This window comes from Streptomyces daqingensis, assembly GCF_014645895.1.
Classification (GTDB): domain Bacteria; phylum Actinomycetota; class Actinomycetes; order Streptomycetales; family Streptomycetaceae; genus Streptomyces; species Streptomyces daqingensis.
Window position 1 is genome coordinate 142,162 of sequence record NZ_BMMP01000001.1, and the last position, 18,255, is coordinate 160,416.

At 73.0% G+C, this 18,255-nt stretch carries 16 protein-coding genes; 12 read left to right on the top strand and 4 right to left on the bottom strand.

From position 1 onward, the window contains the following. Positions 1 to 61 precede the first annotated feature (61 nt). The gene (locus tag IEY56_RS00635) at positions 62 to 841 is read left to right on the top strand and encodes an SDR family NAD(P)-dependent oxidoreductase (RefSeq protein WP_189035049.1); all 780 of its coding nucleotides are present in this window, start codon (positions 62 to 64) and stop codon (positions 839 to 841) included. Next, complete coding sequence (locus IEY56_RS00640) at positions 820 to 1,899, top strand: threonine aldolase family protein (protein ID WP_373292008.1); 1,080 nt, start codon at positions 820 to 822, stop codon at positions 1,897 to 1,899. Before IEY56_RS00635 ends, IEY56_RS00640 begins: the two co-directional genes overlap by 22 nt. Positions 1,900 to 1,967: 68 nt before the next feature. Here the strand turns inward: IEY56_RS00640 and IEY56_RS00645 are convergent, their stop codons facing one another. After that, complete coding sequence (locus IEY56_RS00645) at positions 1,968 to 2,687, bottom strand: lysophospholipid acyltransferase family protein (protein ID WP_189035051.1); 720 nt, start codon at positions 2,685 to 2,687, stop codon at positions 1,968 to 1,970. A 338-nt stretch (positions 2,688 to 3,025) separates the two neighbouring features. On the opposite strand from IEY56_RS00645, the gene IEY56_RS00650 reads away from it, so the two are divergent. The 6 genes from IEY56_RS00650 (at position 3,026) to IEY56_RS00675 (ending at position 9,966) form a co-directional block, all read left to right on the top strand. Then, positions 3,026 to 3,394, top strand: a complete 369-nt coding sequence (locus tag IEY56_RS00650) for a thioredoxin family protein (protein WP_373292009.1) — start codon at positions 3,026 to 3,028, stop codon at positions 3,392 to 3,394. A 298-nt stretch (positions 3,395 to 3,692) separates the two neighbouring features. Continuing rightward, positions 3,693 to 4,481: an electron transfer flavoprotein subunit beta/FixA family protein gene (locus IEY56_RS00655; RefSeq protein ID WP_189035052.1), complete on the top strand. Its 789-nt coding sequence runs from the start codon at positions 3,693 to 3,695 to the stop codon at positions 4,479 to 4,481. 64 nt (positions 4,482 to 4,545) lie between these two features. Next, positions 4,546 to 5,508: an electron transfer flavoprotein subunit alpha/FixB family protein gene (locus tag IEY56_RS00660; protein WP_189035053.1), complete on the top strand. Its 963-nt coding sequence runs from the start codon at positions 4,546 to 4,548 to the stop codon at positions 5,506 to 5,508. A 165-nt stretch (positions 5,509 to 5,673) separates the two neighbouring features. Further along, a complete protein-coding gene (locus tag IEY56_RS00665; RefSeq protein ID WP_189035054.1) occupies positions 5,674 to 6,684 on the top strand; it encodes an NAD-dependent epimerase/dehydratase family protein in 1,011 nt (336 codons plus the stop codon). A gap of 97 nt (positions 6,685 to 6,781) precedes the next feature. Then, positions 6,782 to 8,086 carry a DUF6986 family protein gene (locus tag IEY56_RS00670; protein WP_189035055.1) on the top strand — a complete coding sequence of 435 codons (1,305 nt, stop codon included), beginning with the start codon at positions 6,782 to 6,784 and terminating at the stop codon, positions 8,084 to 8,086. Between the two features lie 47 nt (positions 8,087 to 8,133). Continuing rightward, positions 8,134 to 9,966, top strand: coding sequence for a serine/threonine-protein kinase (locus IEY56_RS00675; RefSeq protein ID WP_373292010.1), 1,833 nt, complete (start codon positions 8,134 to 8,136; stop codon positions 9,964 to 9,966). Between the two features lie 35 nt (positions 9,967 to 10,001). On the opposite strand, the gene IEY56_RS00680 is transcribed toward IEY56_RS00675, so the two are convergent. Then, the gene (locus IEY56_RS00680) at positions 10,002 to 11,054 is read right to left on the bottom strand and encodes a LacI family DNA-binding transcriptional regulator (protein ID WP_229711431.1); all 1,053 of its coding nucleotides are present in this window, start codon (positions 11,052 to 11,054) and stop codon (positions 10,002 to 10,004) included. Between the two features lie 163 nt (positions 11,055 to 11,217). On the opposite strand from IEY56_RS00680, the gene IEY56_RS00685 reads away from it, so the two are divergent. Next, positions 11,218 to 12,153, top strand: coding sequence for an ROK family protein (locus tag IEY56_RS00685; protein ID WP_189035057.1), 936 nt, complete (start codon positions 11,218 to 11,220; stop codon positions 12,151 to 12,153). A gap of 87 nt (positions 12,154 to 12,240) precedes the next feature. On the opposite strand, the gene IEY56_RS00690 is transcribed toward IEY56_RS00685, so the two are convergent. After that, a complete protein-coding gene (locus IEY56_RS00690; protein ID WP_189035058.1) occupies positions 12,241 to 13,167 on the bottom strand; it encodes a helix-turn-helix domain-containing protein in 927 nt (308 codons plus the stop codon). Between the two features lie 74 nt (positions 13,168 to 13,241). Between IEY56_RS00690 and IEY56_RS00695 the strand changes: the two genes are divergently transcribed. Then, positions 13,242 to 13,829 (top strand): TIGR03086 family metal-binding protein, encoded by a 588-nt coding sequence (locus IEY56_RS00695; RefSeq protein WP_189035059.1) that lies wholly within the window; start codon positions 13,242 to 13,244, stop codon positions 13,827 to 13,829. 247 nt (positions 13,830 to 14,076) lie between these two features. Then, a complete protein-coding gene (locus tag IEY56_RS00700) occupies positions 14,077 to 15,120 on the top strand; it encodes an NUDIX hydrolase (RefSeq protein WP_189035060.1) in 1,044 nt (347 codons plus the stop codon). A 118-nt stretch (positions 15,121 to 15,238) separates the two neighbouring features. Here IEY56_RS00700 and IEY56_RS00705 read toward each other — a convergent pair whose 3' ends face one another. Further along, positions 15,239 to 16,636, bottom strand: coding sequence for a dipeptidase (locus IEY56_RS00705; protein WP_189035061.1), 1,398 nt, complete (start codon positions 16,634 to 16,636; stop codon positions 15,239 to 15,241). A 169-nt stretch (positions 16,637 to 16,805) separates the two neighbouring features. Here IEY56_RS00705 and IEY56_RS00710 point away from each other — a divergent pair, with 169 nt between their 5' ends. Next, positions 16,806 to 18,125: a geranylgeranyl reductase family protein gene (locus tag IEY56_RS00710; protein WP_189035062.1), complete on the top strand. Its 1,320-nt coding sequence runs from the start codon at positions 16,806 to 16,808 to the stop codon at positions 18,123 to 18,125. The last annotated feature ends 130 nt before the right edge of the window (positions 18,126 to 18,255 follow it).

Below are 18,255 nucleotides of genomic sequence, written 5' to 3' on the forward strand. Positions count from 1 at the left end.
ACAGCACAACGCACGCGGCACCACGGCGGCGCGGGGCGTCCATGACCAGGAGGCAGCAGGCATGACCAGCACGACGGCACGTGGATACCAGGGCAACGGGAACGGCAGCCTCGAGGGCTCTGTCGTCGCCGTCGCCGGTGCGGCGGGCCCCGCGGGAGCGGCGGCGGTCCTGCACCTCGCCGAAGAGGGAGCCACGGTGGTCGCCGCCGACGCGGACGCCGAACGCCTCGCGCAGGCCGTCGACGCCGCCCGGTTCGCCCACGGCGGCGCGAGCGTCACTGGCGACACCGTCGACCTGCTGGACCTGGGCGCCGCCCAGGAGTGGGCCTCGCGGACGGAGAAGGAGTTCGGACGCGTCGACGGCCTCGTGCACCTCGTCGGCGGCTGGCGCGGCTCCCGCTCGTTCGCGGAGACGGACCTCGCCGACTGGGACGCGCTGCACAGCCTGCTGATCCGCACCGTCCAGCACACCTCCCTCGCCTTCGAGGGCGCCCTCAAGCGCAGCGGGAACGGCCGCTTCCTCCTCGTCAGCGCGGCCGGCGCGACCAAGCCGACGGCCGGCAACGCCGCCTACTGCGCCGCCAAGGCCGCCGCCGAGGCATGGACCCTGGCCCTCGCCGACTCCTTCCGCAAGGCCGGGGGCGACGCGGGCCCGTCGGCGGCTGCTGCCATCCTTGTGGTGAAGGCGCTGGTGAGCGAGCAGATGCGCGCCGACCGCCCGAACGCGAAGTTCGCGGGCTTCACCGACGTATCGGAGCTGGCGGAGGCCATCGCCGGGACATGGAGCACGCCCACCGAGGAAGTGAACGGAAACCGCCTGTGGTTGACTCCGAAGCCGTGACCACCGACGCCAGGCGCCGCCACGACCCAGGGGTCCGCGGTTTTGCCAGCGACAACTACGCGGGCGTCCACCCCGAGGTCCTGGCGGCACTGGCCCTGGCCAACGGCGGCCACCAGTCCGCGTACGGGGACGACGACTACACCGCCCACCTGCAGCAGACCGTCCGCAGCCATTTCGGCGCGCGTGCCGAGGCCTTCCCCGTCTTCAACGGGACGGGCGCGAACGTCGTCGCGCTGCAGGCGCTCACCGACCGATGGGGTGCGGTGGTCTGCGCCGAGAGCGCCCACATCAACGTCGACGAGTGCGGGGCGCCCGAACGCGTCGGCGGCCTCAAGCTGCTGACGGTCCCCACCGAGGACGGCAAGCTCACCCCGGAGCTCATCGACCGCGAGGCGCACGGCTGGGAAGACGAGCACCGGGCGATGCCGCAGGTCGTCTCGATCACACAGAACACCGAACTCGGCACCTGCTACACGGTCGAGGAGGTGCGGGCCATCTGCGAGCACGCCCACGAGCGCGGCATGAAGGTCCACCTCGACGGCGCCCGCATCGCGAACGCCGCGGCGTCGCTCGACGTGCCCATGCGGGCCTTCACCAACGCGGCGGGCGTCGACGTGCTCTCCCTGGGCGGCACCAAGAACGGGATGCTCTTCGGCGAGGCCGTGATCGTCCTCGATCCCGGGGCGGTCGGCGCCATGAAGCACCTGCGCAAGCTGTCGATGCAGCTCGCCTCCAAGATGCGCTTCATATCCGTGCAGTGGGACGCCCTGCTCTCCGGCGACCTGTGGCTGCGCAACGCCCGCCACGCCAACGCGATGGCGCAGCGCCTCGCGGAGGGCGTGAAGAGCGTCGACGGGGTCGAGATCCTCTACCCCGTGCAGGCCAACGCCGTCTTCGCGCGCCTCCCGAACGAGGTCAGCGAACGCCTGCAGAAGCGCTTCCGCTTCTACTTCTGGGACGAGGCGGCCGGCGACGTGCGCTGGATGTGCTCCTTCGACACCACGGAGGAGGACGTCGACGGGTTCGTCGCGGCGCTGCGCGAGGAGATGGGCCGTTAGACAGGCGCGGCGGCACAGGAACGAAGAAGGGCGCACCGCTTGAGCGATGCGCCCTTCCGTCGTCCGCGCTACATGGACTGCGCCTCCGAGGCCGTCGGGGCCGTTCCGCCCATGTGCGCCGGCAGCCACCACCTGTCGCTGTCGTCCTTCGGCACCGCGGGATAGGCGCGCTGCGCGGCCTCCAGCAGCTCCTGGACACGCTCACGCAGCCTGGCCGTCAGCCCCGCGGCGGACTCCTCCGCGGGAGCTTGCATCGGCTCACCGACGCGGATGTTCACGGGGAAGTGGTTGCGTCCGAAGTCCCGCTTGCGGCCCTTGGTCCACAGCCGCTGCGTGCCCCACAGGGCCATGGGCACCAGCGGCACACCCGCTTCCTGCGCGAGCCGGGCCGCGCCCGACTTGAAGTCCTTGAGCGTGAAGGAGCGGGAGATCGTCGCCTCCGGGAAGACGCCGATGATCTCCCCGGACCGCAGGGAGTCCAGCGCGTGGCTGTAGGCGCCCTCGCCCTTCGAGCGGTCCACCGGTATGTGCTTCATCGCCCGCATCAGCGGTCCGGAGACCTTGTGCCGGAAGACGGAGTCCTTGGCCATGAAGCGCACCAGCCGCTTCGAGGGCAGGGCCGCCAGGCCGGAGAAGATGAAGTCGAGATAGCTGATGTGGTTGCTGACCAGGACGGCTCCGCCCCGCTGCGGCACATGCTCGGTCCCGTCGATGTCGAAGCGCAGGTCCAGTGCCTTGAACCAGGCCCGCGCCGTGGCGATCACCGGCGGGTAGACGAGTTCTGCCATGTCGGGAGACCTTCCTGTCGCTGCCTGGGGAGGGAGTCTCCGGCCAGGGGGTGCCCATTACCTACGGACGCGTAACTTCGGCCCGCGCCAGATGGTTCCCGAAGGGCAGGCCCCTGGCTACCCCGCAACGTGGTCCGGGGGAGGCCCGCGGGGAGATCCTCGTCACCGGCTGCCGGGAACGGACGGGAATGCCCGTGCGTACCGTGCATGCTGCACACTTCGGACGGCCCGCACCGCGAGGACCCGAGCGGCGGGCGCCCAGGACGGCCGGCGACAGCGGGCGGGAACCACCCGGCCGCGGCCTTGGCAGAGGCACGAACGCGCGACGGGAGAGAGCAGTGGACGAGGGCGGGAGCGACGGCGGACGGCCCGCGGGCGAGGACGTGCTGCTCGAACCGGCGGTCCTCGGCCTTCCGCGCCTGGGGGAGCGTGCCACGCTCGTGCACTTCTCCAGCGCCTTCTGCCAGCCGTGCCGCGCTACCCGGCGCGTCCTGGCCGAGGTCGGAGGCATGGTCGAGGGCGTGGCCCACGTCGAGATCGATGCGGAGGAGCACCTCGGACTCGTGCGCCGGCTGGGCATCCAGGGGACGCCGGCCGTGCTCGTCCTCTCCGCCGGAGGGCGCGTGGTGCGCCGTGCGTACGGGCAGCCCCGCACGGCTGACGTCATCGCCGCTGTCGGCGAGGCAGCGGAGGCGGCGGAACGGTGAGAGGGGGCGGCGTTCGCGCCGGTGGAAGGCGTGCCGTGATTGATCTCGCATCGCCTGAGCGCTTGCTTGACGCTCGGAGCGCCGTGTCGGCACCGTGACGGTACGCGCTCGCCCGTTCCGGCGCCGCGCGGCGGCCGTGATTGAGTTGGCCGTGTGCCCGGTGCGACAGGCGTTGGCAAGGTCACAGTTCCCGGCCTTGAGTACGGGGTACGCGCTGTGTGTACTGACGAGTAATATTTGAACGGGGTCCGGACCAGTGACGGACCGGAACCGTAGGACAAGCAGTAGGAGAGCCGGCGTGAGCTTGAGGATCGTTGTCTGTGTGAAGTACGTGCCCGACGCCACCGGCGACCGGCAGTTCGCCGATGACCTGACCACCGACCGCGAATCGGTGGACGGTCTCCTCTCGGAGCTGGACGAGTACGCCGTGGAGCAGGCGCTCCAGATCGGCGAGAACTCCGACGACGACGCCGAGATCACCGTGCTCACCGTCGGTCCCGAGGACGCGAAGGACGCCCTGCGCAAGGCGCTCTCCATGGGTGCCGACAAGGCCGTCCACGTGGAGGACGACGACCTGCACGGTACCGACGCCCTCGGCACCTCCGCGGTCCTGGCCAAGGCCATCGAGAAGACCGGTTACGACCTGGTCATGTGCGGCATGGCCTCCACCGACGGCACCATGGGCGTCCTTCCGGCCCTGCTGTCCGAGCGTCTCGGCGTGCCGCAGGTGACCCTGCTGTCCGAGGTCTCGGTGACCGACGGCAAGGTCAACGGCCGCCGCGACGGCGACGCCGCGACCGAGCAGCTCGAGGCGTCGCTGCCCGCCGTCGTCTCCGTCACCGACCTCTCCGGCGAGGCGCGTTACCCCTCCTTCAAGGGGATCATGGCGGCCAAGAAGAAGCCGGTGGAGTCCCTGGACCTGGACGACCTGGACATCGACGCGGACGAGGTCGGACTCGAGGGCTCCTGGACGAAGGTCGACGAGGCCACGCCGCGTCCGGCTCGCACCGCGGGCACGGTCGTGACGGACGAGGGCGAGGGCGCCAAGCAGCTCGCCGAGTACCTCGCGGGCCAGAAGTTCATCTGAGCGGCCGCCCGAGCCCACGTCCTCCCGCCCGCAGAACCGTCACGATTCCCGCAGGAGCAACCCCATGGCTGAAGTCCTTGTCTACGTCGACCACGTGGACGGTGCCGTCCGCAAGCCGACCCTCGAACTGCTGACCCTGGCCCGCCGCATCGGCGACCCCGTCGCCCTGCACCTCGGCGCCGGCGCCGAGGAGGCCGCCAAGACCCTCGGCGAGTACGGCGCGGTGAAGGTGCTGGCCGCCGACGCGCCCGAGTTCTCCGACTACCTCGTCGTACCGAAGGTGGACGCGCTGCAGGCCGCCTACGAGGCCGTCTCCCCGGCCGCGGTGCTGGTGCCCTCCTCCTCGGAGGGCAAGGAGATCGCCGCCCGCCTCGCGGTGCGCATCGGCTCCGGCCTCATCACCGACGCCGTCGATCTGGAGGCGGGGGACGAGGGGCCGGTGGCCTCCCAGTCCGTCTTCGCCGCCGGTTTCACGACCAAGTCCCGCGTCACCAAGGGCACTCCGGTCATCACCGTCAAGCCCAACTCGGCCGCGCCCGAGGCGGCTCCGGCCGCCGGCGGCGTGGAGCAGCTGCAGGTTGCCTTCGGCGAGAAGTCGACCGGGACGAAGGTCGTCTCCCGCACGCCGCGCGAGTCGACCGGACGTCCGGAGCTGACCGAGGCGGCGATCGTCGTCTCGGGTGGCCGCGGCGTCAACGGCGCGGAGAACTTCCACGTCATCGAGGGCCTCGCCGACTCGCTCGGTGCGGCCGTGGGCGCCTCCCGCGCCGCGGTGGACGCCGGCTGGTACCCGCACTCCAACCAGGTCGGGCAGACCGGTAAGACGGTCTCCCCGCAGCTGTACGTCGCGACGGGTATCTCCGGTGCGATCCAGCACCGGGCCGGGATGCAGACGTCCAAGACCATCGTCGCGATCAACAAGGACGCCGAGGCGCCGATCTTCGACCTCGTCGACTACGGCGTCGTCGGCGACCTTTTCGACGTCGTCCCCGCGCTGACGGAAGAGATCAACTCCCGCAAGGGCTGAGGAACTTCCGCGAGCGCCGAGCTCCGCACCACCCTCGCCCCAGCACACCGCCCGGTGTGCTGGGGCGAGGTGTTTCACGTCGTCGGCGGGTCCGCCATGCGGGTGCGATTCTGCTGACAGCAGGACGGGGCCCCGAACCGGCCGGCGGCCGGGGAGGGTTGGGGCATGAGACTGCTGATGCTGGGAGGAACAGGGTTCGTCGGGCGGGCGATCGCGCAGGCCGCCGCGGGGCGTGGCTGGCAGGTCACCGTCTTCCACCGAGGCCGGCACGAGCCGCCGCCCGGCATGGCGCGCGTACTGCACGGGGACCGGAGGGCCGACGGAGGCCTGGCGGCCCTCGAAGGCGGTGAATGGGACGCCGTCGTGGACACCTGGTCGGGAGCCGCGGACGCCGTACGCGCCTCGGCCCGCCGCCTAGCCGAGGGCGGGTGCGCCGAGAGGTACGCCTACATCTCCAGCCGGTCGGTCTACGCCGGGCCGGTCGCCGCTGGGCTGGACGAGACGGGCCCGGTCGTCGCCGCGTCCGTCGAGGACACCGCCGAGGAGACCGCGGGCGACTACGCGCGGGAGAAGCGCGGCGGCGAACTCGCCGCGTGCGAGTCCTTCGGCGACCGCGCCCTGCTCGTACGCGCGGGGCTGATCCTCGGGCCGGGCGAGGATGTCGGACGGCTGCCGTGGTGGCTGCTGCGCATGGCGCGCGGCGGGGCGGTACCGGCACCGGGGCCGCGTGAGCTGCCGGTCCAGTACATCGACGTCCGGGATCTGGCGGAGTGGGTGCTGGACGCCCTGCCCGCCGGCCTCTCGGGCCCGTACAACCTGGTGTCCCCGCCGGGGCACACCACGATGGGCGGGTTCCTGGAGGCGTGTGCGCGCGTCACGGGCGGCGGGGCCGAACTGCACTGGAGGAGCCCGGAGTCGGTCCTCGCCTCGGGGGCCGAACCGTGGACCGGCCTGCCCGTGTGGCTGCCGCCGGGCGCCGACTACGACCACATGCACCGGGGCGACGTCTCCAAGGCCCTCGCCGCGGGACTGCGCTGCCGCCCGGTGGGGGAGACGGTGGAGGACACCTGGGAGTGGCTCCGGCAGCTGGGAGGCGAGGCTCCGCTGCGGCCGGACCGCTCGCCGAAAGGGCTGGACGCGGAGACGGAGGCGAGGTTGCTGGCGATGCCGGGCTGACCGGTCCGGGATGCACGGTTGACCTGCTCCGGTGGCCGTGGATAGCTTCGTTCTACGAATTGTTGATTCCGTCATGTGGAAAGTAGGGAGTCAGGGCTTGAGCGAGGAAGCGGCCGTAGCCACGAGCCTGCCGGGCAGGGTGACCGAGGACCTTGCCGCCCGGCTGGCCCCCGTCGACGCGGAACTCGCACGTCGCTACCCGGGCGAGCCGGGCACGCGCCAGCCCGTCCACACCGTCTACGTGCCCGCGGACGCCTACTCGGCCGGCACCGTCGCCGAATGGGGAGGGCAGGCCCTGGAGCTCTTGGGCCGGCACGCCCCGAGTGCAGGGGAGTTCGCGGACGTCCTGGGCCTCCCCGACGAGCTCGCCGGGCCGGTGCACGAACGGGTGCTGGCCAAGCTGGAGCGCGAGCCCGTCGAGGACCTGCGCATCGATTTCGAGGACGGCTACGGCGTGCGTCCCGACGCGGAGGAGGACGCCGACGCCGCCAAGGCCGCCCGCCTCCTGGCCGGCTCCTGGGAGGCGGGAGGCGCGCCGCCGTACGCGGGCATCCGCATGAAGTGCATGGAGGCCGCCGTCCGCGACCGCGGCGTCCGCACCCTCGACATCTTCCTCACCGGCCTGCTGGAGGCCGGGGACCTGCCCGAGGGGCTGGTGCTGACGCTGCCGAAGGTCAGCTTCCCCGAGCAGGTCGACGCCATGGCCGGGCTCTGCGGGGAGTTCGAGGAGGCCCGCGGACTTCCCAGGGGCCGTATCGGCTTCGAGATCCAGATCGAGACCACCCAGTCCATCCTCGGCCCCGACGGCCGCGCCACCGTGGCACGCATGATCGAGGCAGCCGGCGGGAGGGCCACGTCCCTGCACTACGGCACCTTCGACTACAGCGCCGCATGCGGCGTGAGCGCCGCCTACCAGGCCATGGACCACCCCGCCGCGGACCACGCCAAAGCGGTCATGCAGGTGGCCGCCGCGGGCACGGGGGTGCGCCTGTCGGACGGCTCGACGAACGTCGTGCCGAGCGGGTCGCGGCAGCAGGTCCACGAGGCGTGGAAGCTCCACCACGGCCTCGTGCGGCGCTCGTTGGCCCGCGCCTACTACCAGGGCTGGGACATGCACCCCGGCCACCTGCCCACCCGCTACGCCGCCACCTACGCCTTCTACCGCGAGGGCATGGAGCGCGCGGCGTCCCGACTCGCCGCCTACGCGGGCCACTTCGGCGGTGAGAGCGCGGTGATGGACGAGCCGGCGACGGCCCGCGCGCTGAGCAACTACCTGCTGCGCGGCCTGGACTGCGGTGCGCTGACGAGCAGTGAGGTCGCCCGCTACTCCGGCATGACACGGGCCGACCTCGACCGGCTGGCGGGCCGGAGCGCACCCACCGGGCAGACCGGCGCGACCTGACGGAGCCGTAGGCTGTCCTCCTCGGCACGCGGAAAAGGGGACGGCCTGTGCAGACACCGGGGGAGCAGCCGAAGGGCAACGGCGGCGCGGCGCACGGCAGTTCGGGCGGTGATCCGTCCGCCCCGGAGGCGGCCGGCACCGCCGGCGACGCCGTAGGCCGCGTCCTCGCCGGCCGCTACCGCGTGACCGGGCGGCTCGGCCGCGGCGGCATGGGCGTCGTCTGGCGGGCCACCGACGAGCGGCTGGGCCGGGAGGTCGCGGTCAAGGAGCTGCGCACCTGGACCGATGCCGCGAGCAGCGAACTCGGCGATCTCCGCACCCGGATGGAGCGCGAAGCGCGCGCGGCAGCACGCGTCCGGCACTCCGGCGTGATCGCCGTGCACGACGTCGCCCAGCACGAGGGGCGCCCCGTCATCGTCATGGAACTCATCGAGGGCCCCTCGCTGGACGACGTGCTGCGTGAACGCGGCTCCCTGGAGCCGCGCGAGGCCGCGGCCATCGGCGCCAAGGTCATGAAGGCGCTCGACGCGGCGCACCGCGCCGGCGTGCTGCACCGTGACGTCAAACCGGGGAACGTGCTGCTGGAGGGCGACGGCGAGCGCGTCGTCCTGACGGACTTCGGGATCGCGACGATGGAGGACCCGGACGACGGGTCCAGCACGCGCCTGACGGGCAGCGGCGAACTCGTCGGATCGCTGGACTACCTCGCGCCGGAGCGGGCGCGCGGAGAGCAGCCGCGTGAGGCGTCCGACGTGTGGGCGCTGGGGGCGATGCTCTACGCCGCCGTCGAGGGCGCCGCGCCCTTCCGCCGCACGTCCACGTGGTCGACGCTCAACGCGATCGTGGTCGAACCGCTCCCCGAACCCCGTCGTGCGGGCCCCCTCGCGCCCGTCCTCGCCGAGCTCATGGCCAAGGACCCCGGACAGCGGCCGGACGCGGCTCGGGCGACGGCGCTGCTGATGGCCGTAGCGGAGGGGGCCGACACGCCTCCCGCCTCGGAGACGGTGAGGCTGCGCACCGCCGGCGCCCCGTCACCCGGGCAGGCCCAACCGCCGGGCGGGGAGGGCGTGTTCGGGGCTGGGCAGGCCGGCGGTCCGCAACCCCCGTACGGCTCCGCGCAGCCGCCGGGCGGGGCGTACGGGCCGCAGCCGGAGCGGGACACCGTCCGTACCGGGCCGGGCCGCTCCCGCAGGCGCGCGCTGGTGGCCGCGGCCGCGGCTGCCGTGGTGCTGGCCGGTTCCGGGGTGGCGTACGCGCTCGCGGGCGCTGACGACGACGGTACGCGGGCGGCCGGCAGCCAGCAGGAGCGTGCGGGAGCATCCGGCGGCAAAGGCGCCAGGAGCGAGGACCCCTCGAAGAGCGACGAGCGCACCGGCGGAGGCGGCGAAAGGCCCGACTCCCGCCCGGAGGGGGACGGTTCGGCGGACGACGCCGAAGGCGGCAGTCGCGCCGGGGACGGCGGCGGCGACCGCAAGCCGGGAGGCTCAGGAGGCAGTCCGACGACGGGCGGTCTCCCCGGGGGCGACGGCGGGGACGCGGGGAGCGGCGGCAGCGGGGGAGGCGCCGCCGTTTCGGGCGGTGGCGGGCAGGGGCCCGGCCCCGCCTGCGCTCCCAGGGGCGGCGGCAAGTTCGACTGCTCCGTGTGGAAGAAGGCGACGTCCTTCAACTCGGCGCACAAGCCCGTCGGCGAACTCAACGCCGGCGCCAACTACTTCTTCTGCCAGAAGAAGCTCAACCACCGAGAGACCTCCGGTCGCTGGACCAACGTCTGGTGGGCGAAGACGGACGACGACAGCGGCAACAGGAAGGTGTGGGTGAGCGTCGTCTACATCCGGGGCGGGCACAACGACGGCCCCGTGCCGGGCCTGCCCACCTGCTGAGCCTCCCGGCGTCTCGCCATGACTCCCGCCGAACGTTAGGTGGCGGGCGGGAGTTCGCCCGAACCGCGGGCGATCAGGCGCGTCGGGTGGGTCATCCGCCGGGGCGGGTCGTTAGCCCCTTCCAGGCGCCTGAAGAGCAACCCGGCAGCAGTGCGGCCCAGTTGGGCGGGGTCCTGCGCGACGACCGTCACCGGTGGTACGAGCAGATCGGCCAGTTCGAAGTCGTCGAAGCCCACCAGGGCGACGGGGCGGTCGAGTTCGGCGAGCACCCGCACGAGGGTGACGGTCACCCGGTTGTTCCCGGCGAAGAAAGCGGTGACCCCGTCCGGTCCGGAGAGCATCCGCTCTGCGTCGGCCCGCACGCGCTCCGGGTCGGTGGTCCCGGCCGCCACCCATCCGTCGTGGACGGGGAGTTGAGCCGCCTCCATCGCCGCGAGGTAGCCCCGCTGCCGCTCGTGGGCGGTGTGGATGCCGGGGCGGTCGCCGATGAACCCGATGCGCCTGTGCCCGTGGGCGATGAGGTGGGCGACGCCGTCGCGGGCGCCGGCGAAGCTGTCGGCGAGGACCTGATCGGCCTCGATGTGACCCGGGGGGCGGTCGACGAAGACGGTGGCGACGCCGGCCGCTATCTCCGGTTCGAGGTAGCGGTGGTCGCCGCTGGCGGGGACGATGACCAGGCCGTCCACGCGCCTCGCACACAGAGCCAGCACCAACTCCTGCTCGCGGGCCGGGTCTTCGGCGCTCGAACCGTTGATCAGCAGCGCTCCGTGGGCGCGTGCGACCTCTTCGACGGCGCGGCTGAGCGGAGCGTAGAAGGGGTCGGCGAGGTCCTCCAGCACGAGCCCGATGCTCGCGGTGCGCCCCTTGCGGAGGATGCGGGCGCTGTCGTTGCGCCGGAATCCCAGTGCGGTGATCGACTCCTGTACGCGGCGCTCGGTGTCGGGGGAGACGCCGGCCTCGCCGTTGACCACCCGGGAGACCGTCTTCAGGCCGACCCCCGCCCGGGCCGCGACGTCCTTCATGGTGGGACGGTTCCCGTAGCGGCGTTCGGGGGTAGGGCCTGCGGCAGCGCGTGCGGTGTCGGGCACTGGGGCGGCTTCCCTCTCAGGGTCTCTTTCAGTGGCAGCGAGCAGCATAGCTCTACGCCGCACACCAGTCTGGACAACGTTGTCAAGTAGCGCCAGACTGAACGCGCTCACCGTTCCCGGCCCGGGACGGATCGCCCGCACCGTCCTCAGGAGAACATCGCCCATGCACCAGGACCTCGTCGCCGCTCTCGACATCGGCGGCACCAAGATCGCGGGCGCCCTGGTGGACAGTACCGGCGGGCTGCTCGTGCGGGCCCAGCGCCCCACCCCGTCGCGGGCCCCCGCGGAAGAGGTGATGGCGGCGCTCGCGGAGGTGCTCGGGGAGCTCGCCGCGTCCCCCGAGTGGTCCGGCGTGCGCGCCGTGGGGATCGGCAGCGCCGGGCCCGTGGACGCCAAGGGGGGAACCGTCTCCCCGGTCAACATCCCCGGCTGGCGCGACTTCCCACTCGTGGGCAACGTGCGTGAGCGCACGGGCGGGCTGCCCGTCACCCTCGTCGGCGACGGCGTCGCGATGGCCGCCGCCGAGCACTGGCAGGGCGCGGCACGCGGACGGGCGGGCGCCCTGTGCATGGTCGTCTCGACGGGGGTGGGCGGCGGCCTCGTCCTCGGCGGGGAGCTGCACCCCGGCCCCAGCGGAAACGCCGGCCACATCGGGCACATCAGCGTCGACCTCGACGGCGACAGCTGCCCCTGCGGGGGCCGCGGCTGCGTCGAACGCATCGCGAGCGGCCCCAACATCGCCCGCCGGGCCCTGGACGGGGGCTGGCGACCCGGCCCGGACGGCGACGTCAGCGCGGCCGGCGTGGCCGCGGCCGCCGCCGCCGGCGATCCCGTCGCCCTCGCCTCCTTCGAGCGGGCGGCGCGGGCGCTGGCGGCCGGTATCGCCGCCACCGCCACGCTCGTCGAGATCGAGATCGCCGTGGTGGGAGGCGGAGTGGCGAAGGCGGGTGAGGTCCTCTTCGCGCCCCTGCGGCGTGCGTTGGCGGAGTTCGCGACGCTGTCCTTCGTGCAGGGCCTGGAGGTGGCCCCGGCCCAGACGGGTACCGACGCGGGTCTCGTCGGGGCTGCCGCGGCCTGCTGGAACCTGGAGGGCCGCTGAGGACCGTCACGCCGGTGCTCCGAAGGCTCGGCGCGGGACGCGGATGCGGATGCGGACCGTGCTGCGAGTGGCGACCCCGCCGCACCCTCACCCGGCGGGCGGCCCCGGCGACCCGGAGGCGGCACGGGCGACCGCCCGGGCGTAGTCCGTCGGCGGCAGGCCCACAGTGCGTGTGAAGTCCCGTACGAGATGGGCCTGATCGCTGTAGCCCAGCTCGGCCGCCAGCCGTGCCCAGTCGGTGCCCCGCTGCGAACCAGCGGCCTCCAGCGCCTCGTGGATCCGGTAGCGCAGGATCACCCACTTCGGGCTGACGCCGACGCACGAGGAGAACAGCCGCTGCAGCGCGCGCATCGACAGGCCGCCCTCGCGGGCGAGTTGCTCGACGCGGGTGATGCCGCGGTCGGTCCGTACGCGGTGCGCCAGCGCCATGGCGCGCTCGGCGGCCGGGTCGGGCGACGGGCCGGAGCGCAGCAGCAGGGAGTCCAGCGCCGCGACCCTCTCGTCCTCCCGCTCCGGCGAGACGACACGCGCCGCCGCACCCTCCCCGGCGTGGGGGAAGACCTCCGGAAGCGGCAGGCTCCGGCCCGTCAGCGCGGCGACGTCACACGGGCCGGGAGCCCCGCCCGCTGCGGCCAGGAAGGGCCGGAACCCGCCGGGGCGGAACTGCACGCCGCACACGCGGCCCGTCTCCCGCAGCGTGATGGAGAAGAGTCCGAGTCCCACCCCGGCCACCTCCGCGCCGGGCGGCTCGTCGCCGTAGCGGTGGAAGACGAGGTTCACCGACGGATGCGGCACGAGCTGGGAGACGTAGGGCTCCTCCAGCTCCCAGTCGATCAGCCAGTAGTGCTCGACGTACGGGCGCAGCGCGTCGGCGGCCGGGCGGCGCCGGAAGCGGACGTGCGAGAAGAGCTCCGCGGCGTCGAGGATGCCCCTGGTGTCGGCGCGCGGCCCGTCCGGCCCGTACTGCCCGGGCTCCGGCGGCGCCGGGCCCTCCTGGCCGTTCCCACCTGCCATGACGGCGATCCTATGCCCGGCGGTGTCGCATTTCTTCAAGCCCGCGGCGGCCGGGCCGCCATAGCGTTCCGGGCATGACGAACACGTACGACCTCACCGATCTGCTGAAGGGCGCCGCCGAGCGCGCGGAGCCCGTGGTGCGCGGGGTGAAGGAGTCCGACCTCGGCTCCGCCACGCCCTGCTCCGAGTACGACGTGCGGGACCTGCTCAACCACTCCCTCCACGTCGTGATCAGCTTCCAGGCACTCGCCGCCAAGGGCACAGCCGACTTCTCCACGACCCCCGACTACCTCCTTGAAGACGGCTGGCGGGAGCGTTTCGGGCGGGAGACCGGCCTTCTCGTGACGGCCTGGTCGCAGCCGGGAGCGCTGGAGGGGACCTCGCAGGGAATGGGACTGCCGCAGCGCACCGTGGGGGAGATGGTGCTGGGCGACCTGACGTTGCACGCCTGGGACCTGGCGCGCGCGACGGGGCAGGACTTCGTCCCGTACGAGCCGAGCCTGCCCGTGCTGCGGGAGGGCCTGGCGGCGCTGGCGCCCACGGGGCGGAAGATGAACGTTTTCGCGGAGCCCGTACCGGTCGGCGCGGACGCTCCCGACTTCGACAAGCTGCTCGCCCTCACGGGGCGCGATCCCGCGTGGCGGGCGCCTGTCGCGCAGTGAGCCCGGGAGCTGCGGCCGGTTCTCGCGGGCCCGCCCTGCCGGCCGCCCACCGCCGACGTCACATTCCCGGCGATCGCCCTCACATCCCTCCCAACTGCTCCCCGTGCGAGCCCGGTTCTCCGCACGCACCGTAGGGGAATCCGCCGCGTGCGCCCGCCTTTTGCGACGGCGCCGCCCCCGCGCGTTTCCGTGGCAGGGTGGAACGGGCAGCGTCAAACGGGGGGCGACGGATGAGGGGGAACCGATCGTGATCGTGTGGCTCAACGGCGCCTATGGCGCGGGCAAGACCACCGTGGCGCACGAACTGGCGGACCTGCTTCCGGGAAGCATGCTCTGCGAACCGGAGCTCATCGGTGCCGGACTGAGATGCGTGCTCCCCAAGGAGCGCCTCGCCCAGATCGACGACTTCCAGCAACTTCCGTCCTGGCGGCGGCTGGTGGCCGACACGGCTGCCGCGCTTCTCACGGAGGTCCCGGGCCCTCTGATCATTCCGATGACCCTGCTGCGGCAGGACTACCGGGACGAGATATTCGGCGCGCTCGCCGCCCGCCGCATTCCGGTCCAGCACGTGCTGCTCCACGCGGACGAAACGATCCTTCGGACCCGTCTGGAGCAACGCACGTACACGGACGGCCAGTCGGACACGGTCTGGTGCAGGGAGCAACTGCCCGCGTACCGAGCCGCACTCGACTGGCTCGGCGAGGACGCCCACGCCGTGGAGACCTCCGGCCTCACGCCCCGCCAGACCGCCGAACGTGTCGCCGGCGCTCTGGACGAAGGCGCCGGGAGCCTGGACATCGTCCAGACACCGGAGCCGACGGCCGAGACCGTCGCGGCGGGGGTTCTCCTCTTCGACGAGCAGGGGCGGGTGCTGCTCGTCGACCCCACCTACAAGCCGTGCTGGGAGTTCCCCGGCGGCGTCGTCGAGCCCGGAGAGGCGCCCGCGGGGGCCGGAGTCCGCGAGGTGGCCGAGGAGTTGGGCCTCCAGCTGCGCATCGATCCCAGCCTGCTCGTCGCGGACTGGGAACCCCCGAAGCCGCCCGCCTACGGCGGACTGCGGCTCCTCTTCGACGGCGGGTCGCTCTCCGCCGACGAGATACGGCAACTGCTGCTGCCCAGTGCCGAGTTGAGGGCGTGGCGGTTCGTCACCGAGGAGCAGGCGGCCGAACTCCTGCCGCCCGCGCACCTGGAGCGGCTCAAGGGTGCGCTGCGTGCCCGCGAGACGGGGCATCCGCTCTACCTGGAGGCCGGCATCCCGGTCGGCGGCACGGCAGGCCGGGCCGCCGGGTAGCGGCCGCCACACGCAGAAGCCCTGCGGGCGGTGCGCAGCCGTTGCCCGCACCGCCCGCAGGGCCTTCGCCCGGCGCAACGCCGCCCCGCCCGCAGCACCGCCGCCGGCGGCAGGCGGCTCAGACGCGCTGCGCGTACCTCAGCAGGAACAGCGCCTCCGCGACGGACAGCCGCTCCAGCTCCTCGGGCGAGACGCTCTCGTTGACCGCGTGGATCTGCGCCTCCGGCTCGCTCAGGCCGATGAGCAGGAACTCCGCCCGCGGATAGAGGGAGGCGAGCGTGTCGCACAGCGGGATGGAGCCGCCCTGTCCCGCGATCTGCATCTCCTCGCCGTCGTAGGCGGCCCGCATCGCCTCGGCCATCGCCCGGTACGCCGGGCTCGACGTGTCGGCGCTGAACGGCTGCCCCTGGCCCGCCACTTCGATGGAGACCCGGGCGCCCCACGGCACGTGCGCCTCCAGATGGGAGACGAGCAGCGACGTCGCCTTCACCGTGTCCATGCCCGGCGGCACCCGCAGGCTCACCGCCGCCCGCGCGCTCGCCTGCACGGAGGCGGTGGCCGTGGCCACCGATGGGCAGTCGATTCCCAGCACCGTCACGGACGGGCGAGCCCAGATGCTCTCCGCGACGCTCCCCGAACCCGTCAGCCGCACCCCGTCCAGGACGCGGGCGTCCTTGCGGAAGTCGTCGGCCGGGTACTCCAGTCCGTCCCATCCGGCGTCCACCTCCATGCCGTCGATGACGGTGTTGCCCTCGGCGTCCCGGACGGAGTCGAGCATGCGGATCAGAGCGGCCAGCGCGTCGGGTGCCGCACCCCCGAACTGGCCGGAGTGCAGGTTGCCTTCGAGGGTGTCCACCCGGACGTGCAGCATCGCCATGCCGCGCAGCGACGCGGTGACGGTCGGAAGGCCCACGCGGAAGTTGCCCGTGTCCCCGATGACGATCGTGTCGGCCGCCAGCAACTCCGGGTGCGCTTCCGCGTATTGCTGCAGCCCCTCGGTGCCCTGCTCCTCGGAGCCCTCAGCGATGAACTTCACGGTGACGGGCAACTCGCCCTGGGCGCGCAGCGCACGCAGCGCCAGCAGATGCATGACGATGCCGCCCTTGCAGTCCGCGGCGCCTCGCCCGTACCAGCGTCCGTTCCGTTCCGTTAGCTCGAACGGAGGCGTTTCCCAGGCGGATTCGTCCAGCGGCGGCTGCACGTCGTAGTGCCCGTAGAGCAGCACCGTGGGGGCGCCCTTCGGGCCCGGGATCATCCCGTAGACGCTCTGCGTGCCGTCGGGAGTGTCGAGCAGGGCGACGTCCTGGAAGCCTTCCTGACGCAGCGTGGCGGCGACCCAGCTCGCGGCGCCCTCGCACTCGCTGACCGGGAACTGCGACGCGTCGGCCACCGAACGGAACGCCACCAGCTCGGCCAGCTCCGCCCTGGCCTGCGGCATGAGAGAGGCGACGGTGGCGGCCACGGCGTCCGTGTACGCGGCGTGCTCGTCGGCACCGGGGGCCGGCGTGAGTGTCATGGAAGGCTCCTTGTGGGGGCGGTGTCGGACTCCCGGATGCGCGGTCCGTGTGCGGTGCGCGCGCACGAGAAGTCAGAAGCCGATCCTCCCACAGGGGGACGCGCCGGGGCCGAGCCGTAGGATGCGGTCGGCAACGCAAAGACGAGGTCGAGCGGAGCGGAAGGACATCGTGAGCAGCGAGGACGCAGCCGGGGCAGAGGGCCGGGGCGGGAACGGGCGCGCGGAGGAGGTCCCGGGCTCCGGGGAGCCGGCACCGGAAGGCGGCCAGGACGCACGGAGCACGGACGCGGCGGCCGCCCCGGACGGCGGGGACGAACCCGTCTGGGACGTGGTCGTCGTCGGTGCGGGACCCGCCGGTGCCTCGGCCGCGTACGCGGCCGCGGTCGCGGGACGCCGGGTGCTGCTGCTGGAGAAGGCGGAGCTGCCCCGCTACAAGACGTGCGGCGGCGGCATCATCGGCCCCTCGCGCGACGCGCTGCCTCCCGGCTTCGAACTCCCCCTGCGGGACCGCGTGCACGCGGTCACCTTCTCGCTCAACGGCCGCATGGCCCGCACCCGCCGCTCCCGGCACATGCTCTTCGGGCTGGTCAACCGCTCGGACCTCGACCACAGGCTGGTCGAGCACGCGGTCAAGGCGGGCGCCACCGTACGCACGGGCGTGAGCGTCTCGCGCGTCGAGCAGCACGGGCCGGCGGTGCCGGACCGCCGCACGGTGGCCGTCGTCCTGTCCGGCGAGGAGCGGCCGGTACTGGCCCGCGCAGTGGTCGGAGCGGACGGAAGTGCCAGCCGCATAGGGGCACATGTCGGCGTGAAGATGGAACAGGTCGACCTCGGCCTGGAGGCGGAGGTGCCGGTCCCCGAGAGTGTCGCCGAGGACTGGGCGGGACGGGTGCTGATCGACTGGGGCCCCCTGCCCGGCAGTTACGGCTGGGTCTTCCCCAAGGGCGACACCCTCACCGTCGGTGTCATCTCGGCACGTGGTGAAGGGGCCGCGACCAAGCGGTACTTGGAGGACTTCGTGGGACGGCTCGGGCTCGCCGGCTTCGAACCCCACATCTCCTCGGGCCACTTGACCCGCTGCCGCGCCGATGACTCTCCGCTCTCCCGCGGCCGGGTGCTGGTCTGCGGGGACGCGGCCGGGCTGCTCGAACCGTGGACGAGGGAAGGCATCTCCTTCGCCCTGCGTTCCGGACGCCTGGCCGGAGAGTGGGCGGTGCGCGTCGCCGAGGCGCACGACGCGGTGGAGGCCCGGCGGCAGGCGCTGAACTACGCGTTCGCCATCAAGGCGGGGCTGGGCGTGGAGATGGGCGTCGGACGGCGGATGCTCAACGTCTTCGCCCGCCGCCCCGGAATGCTCCACGCGGCGCTCACGGGGTTCCGTCCGGCGTGGAACGTCTTCGCACGGTTCGCGCGAGGAGCGACGTCGCTGGCCGAGGTCGTACGGACGAACGCGGTGGCGCGGCGGGCTCTGGAGACGCTGGACCGGTAGTCCGGGGTTCTTCAGTCAGGGGCTCGGCCGCCTGTGCGGCCGACTTCGTTCAGCCGGTGGCCGGAAGACGGGCAGCGCCGTATCCCCGGGGGGAGCACCGGGGGTGGGGCGTCGGGAAGTGGTGCCTCCG

What these genes read in the sequence shown, in the direction of transcription:
- IEY56_RS00635 (WP_189035049.1), top strand. Translation starts at nt 62, where the DNA reads ATGACCAGCACGACGGCACGTGGATACCAGGGCAACGGGAACGGCAGC.
- IEY56_RS00685 (WP_189035057.1), top strand. Translation starts at nt 11,218, where the DNA reads ATGCACCAGGACCTCGTCGCCGCTCTCGACATCGGCGGCACCAAGATC.
- IEY56_RS00645 (WP_189035051.1), bottom strand. Translation starts at nt 2,687, where the DNA reads ATGGCAGAACTCGTCTACCCGCCGGTGATCGCCACGGCGCGGGCCTGG.
- IEY56_RS00705 (WP_189035061.1), bottom strand. Translation starts at nt 16,636, where the DNA reads ATGACACTCACGCCGGCCCCCGGTGCCGACGAGCACGCCGCGTACACG.
- IEY56_RS00690 (WP_189035058.1), bottom strand. Translation starts at nt 13,167, where the DNA reads ATGGCAGGTGGGAACGGCCAGGAGGGCCCGGCGCCGCCGGAGCCCGGG.
- IEY56_RS00660 (WP_189035053.1), top strand. Translation starts at nt 4,546, where the DNA reads ATGGCTGAAGTCCTTGTCTACGTCGACCACGTGGACGGTGCCGTCCGC.
- IEY56_RS00665 (WP_189035054.1), top strand. Translation starts at nt 5,674, where the DNA reads ATGAGACTGCTGATGCTGGGAGGAACAGGGTTCGTCGGGCGGGCGATC.
- IEY56_RS00695 (WP_189035059.1), top strand. Translation starts at nt 13,242, where the DNA reads ATGACGAACACGTACGACCTCACCGATCTGCTGAAGGGCGCCGCCGAG.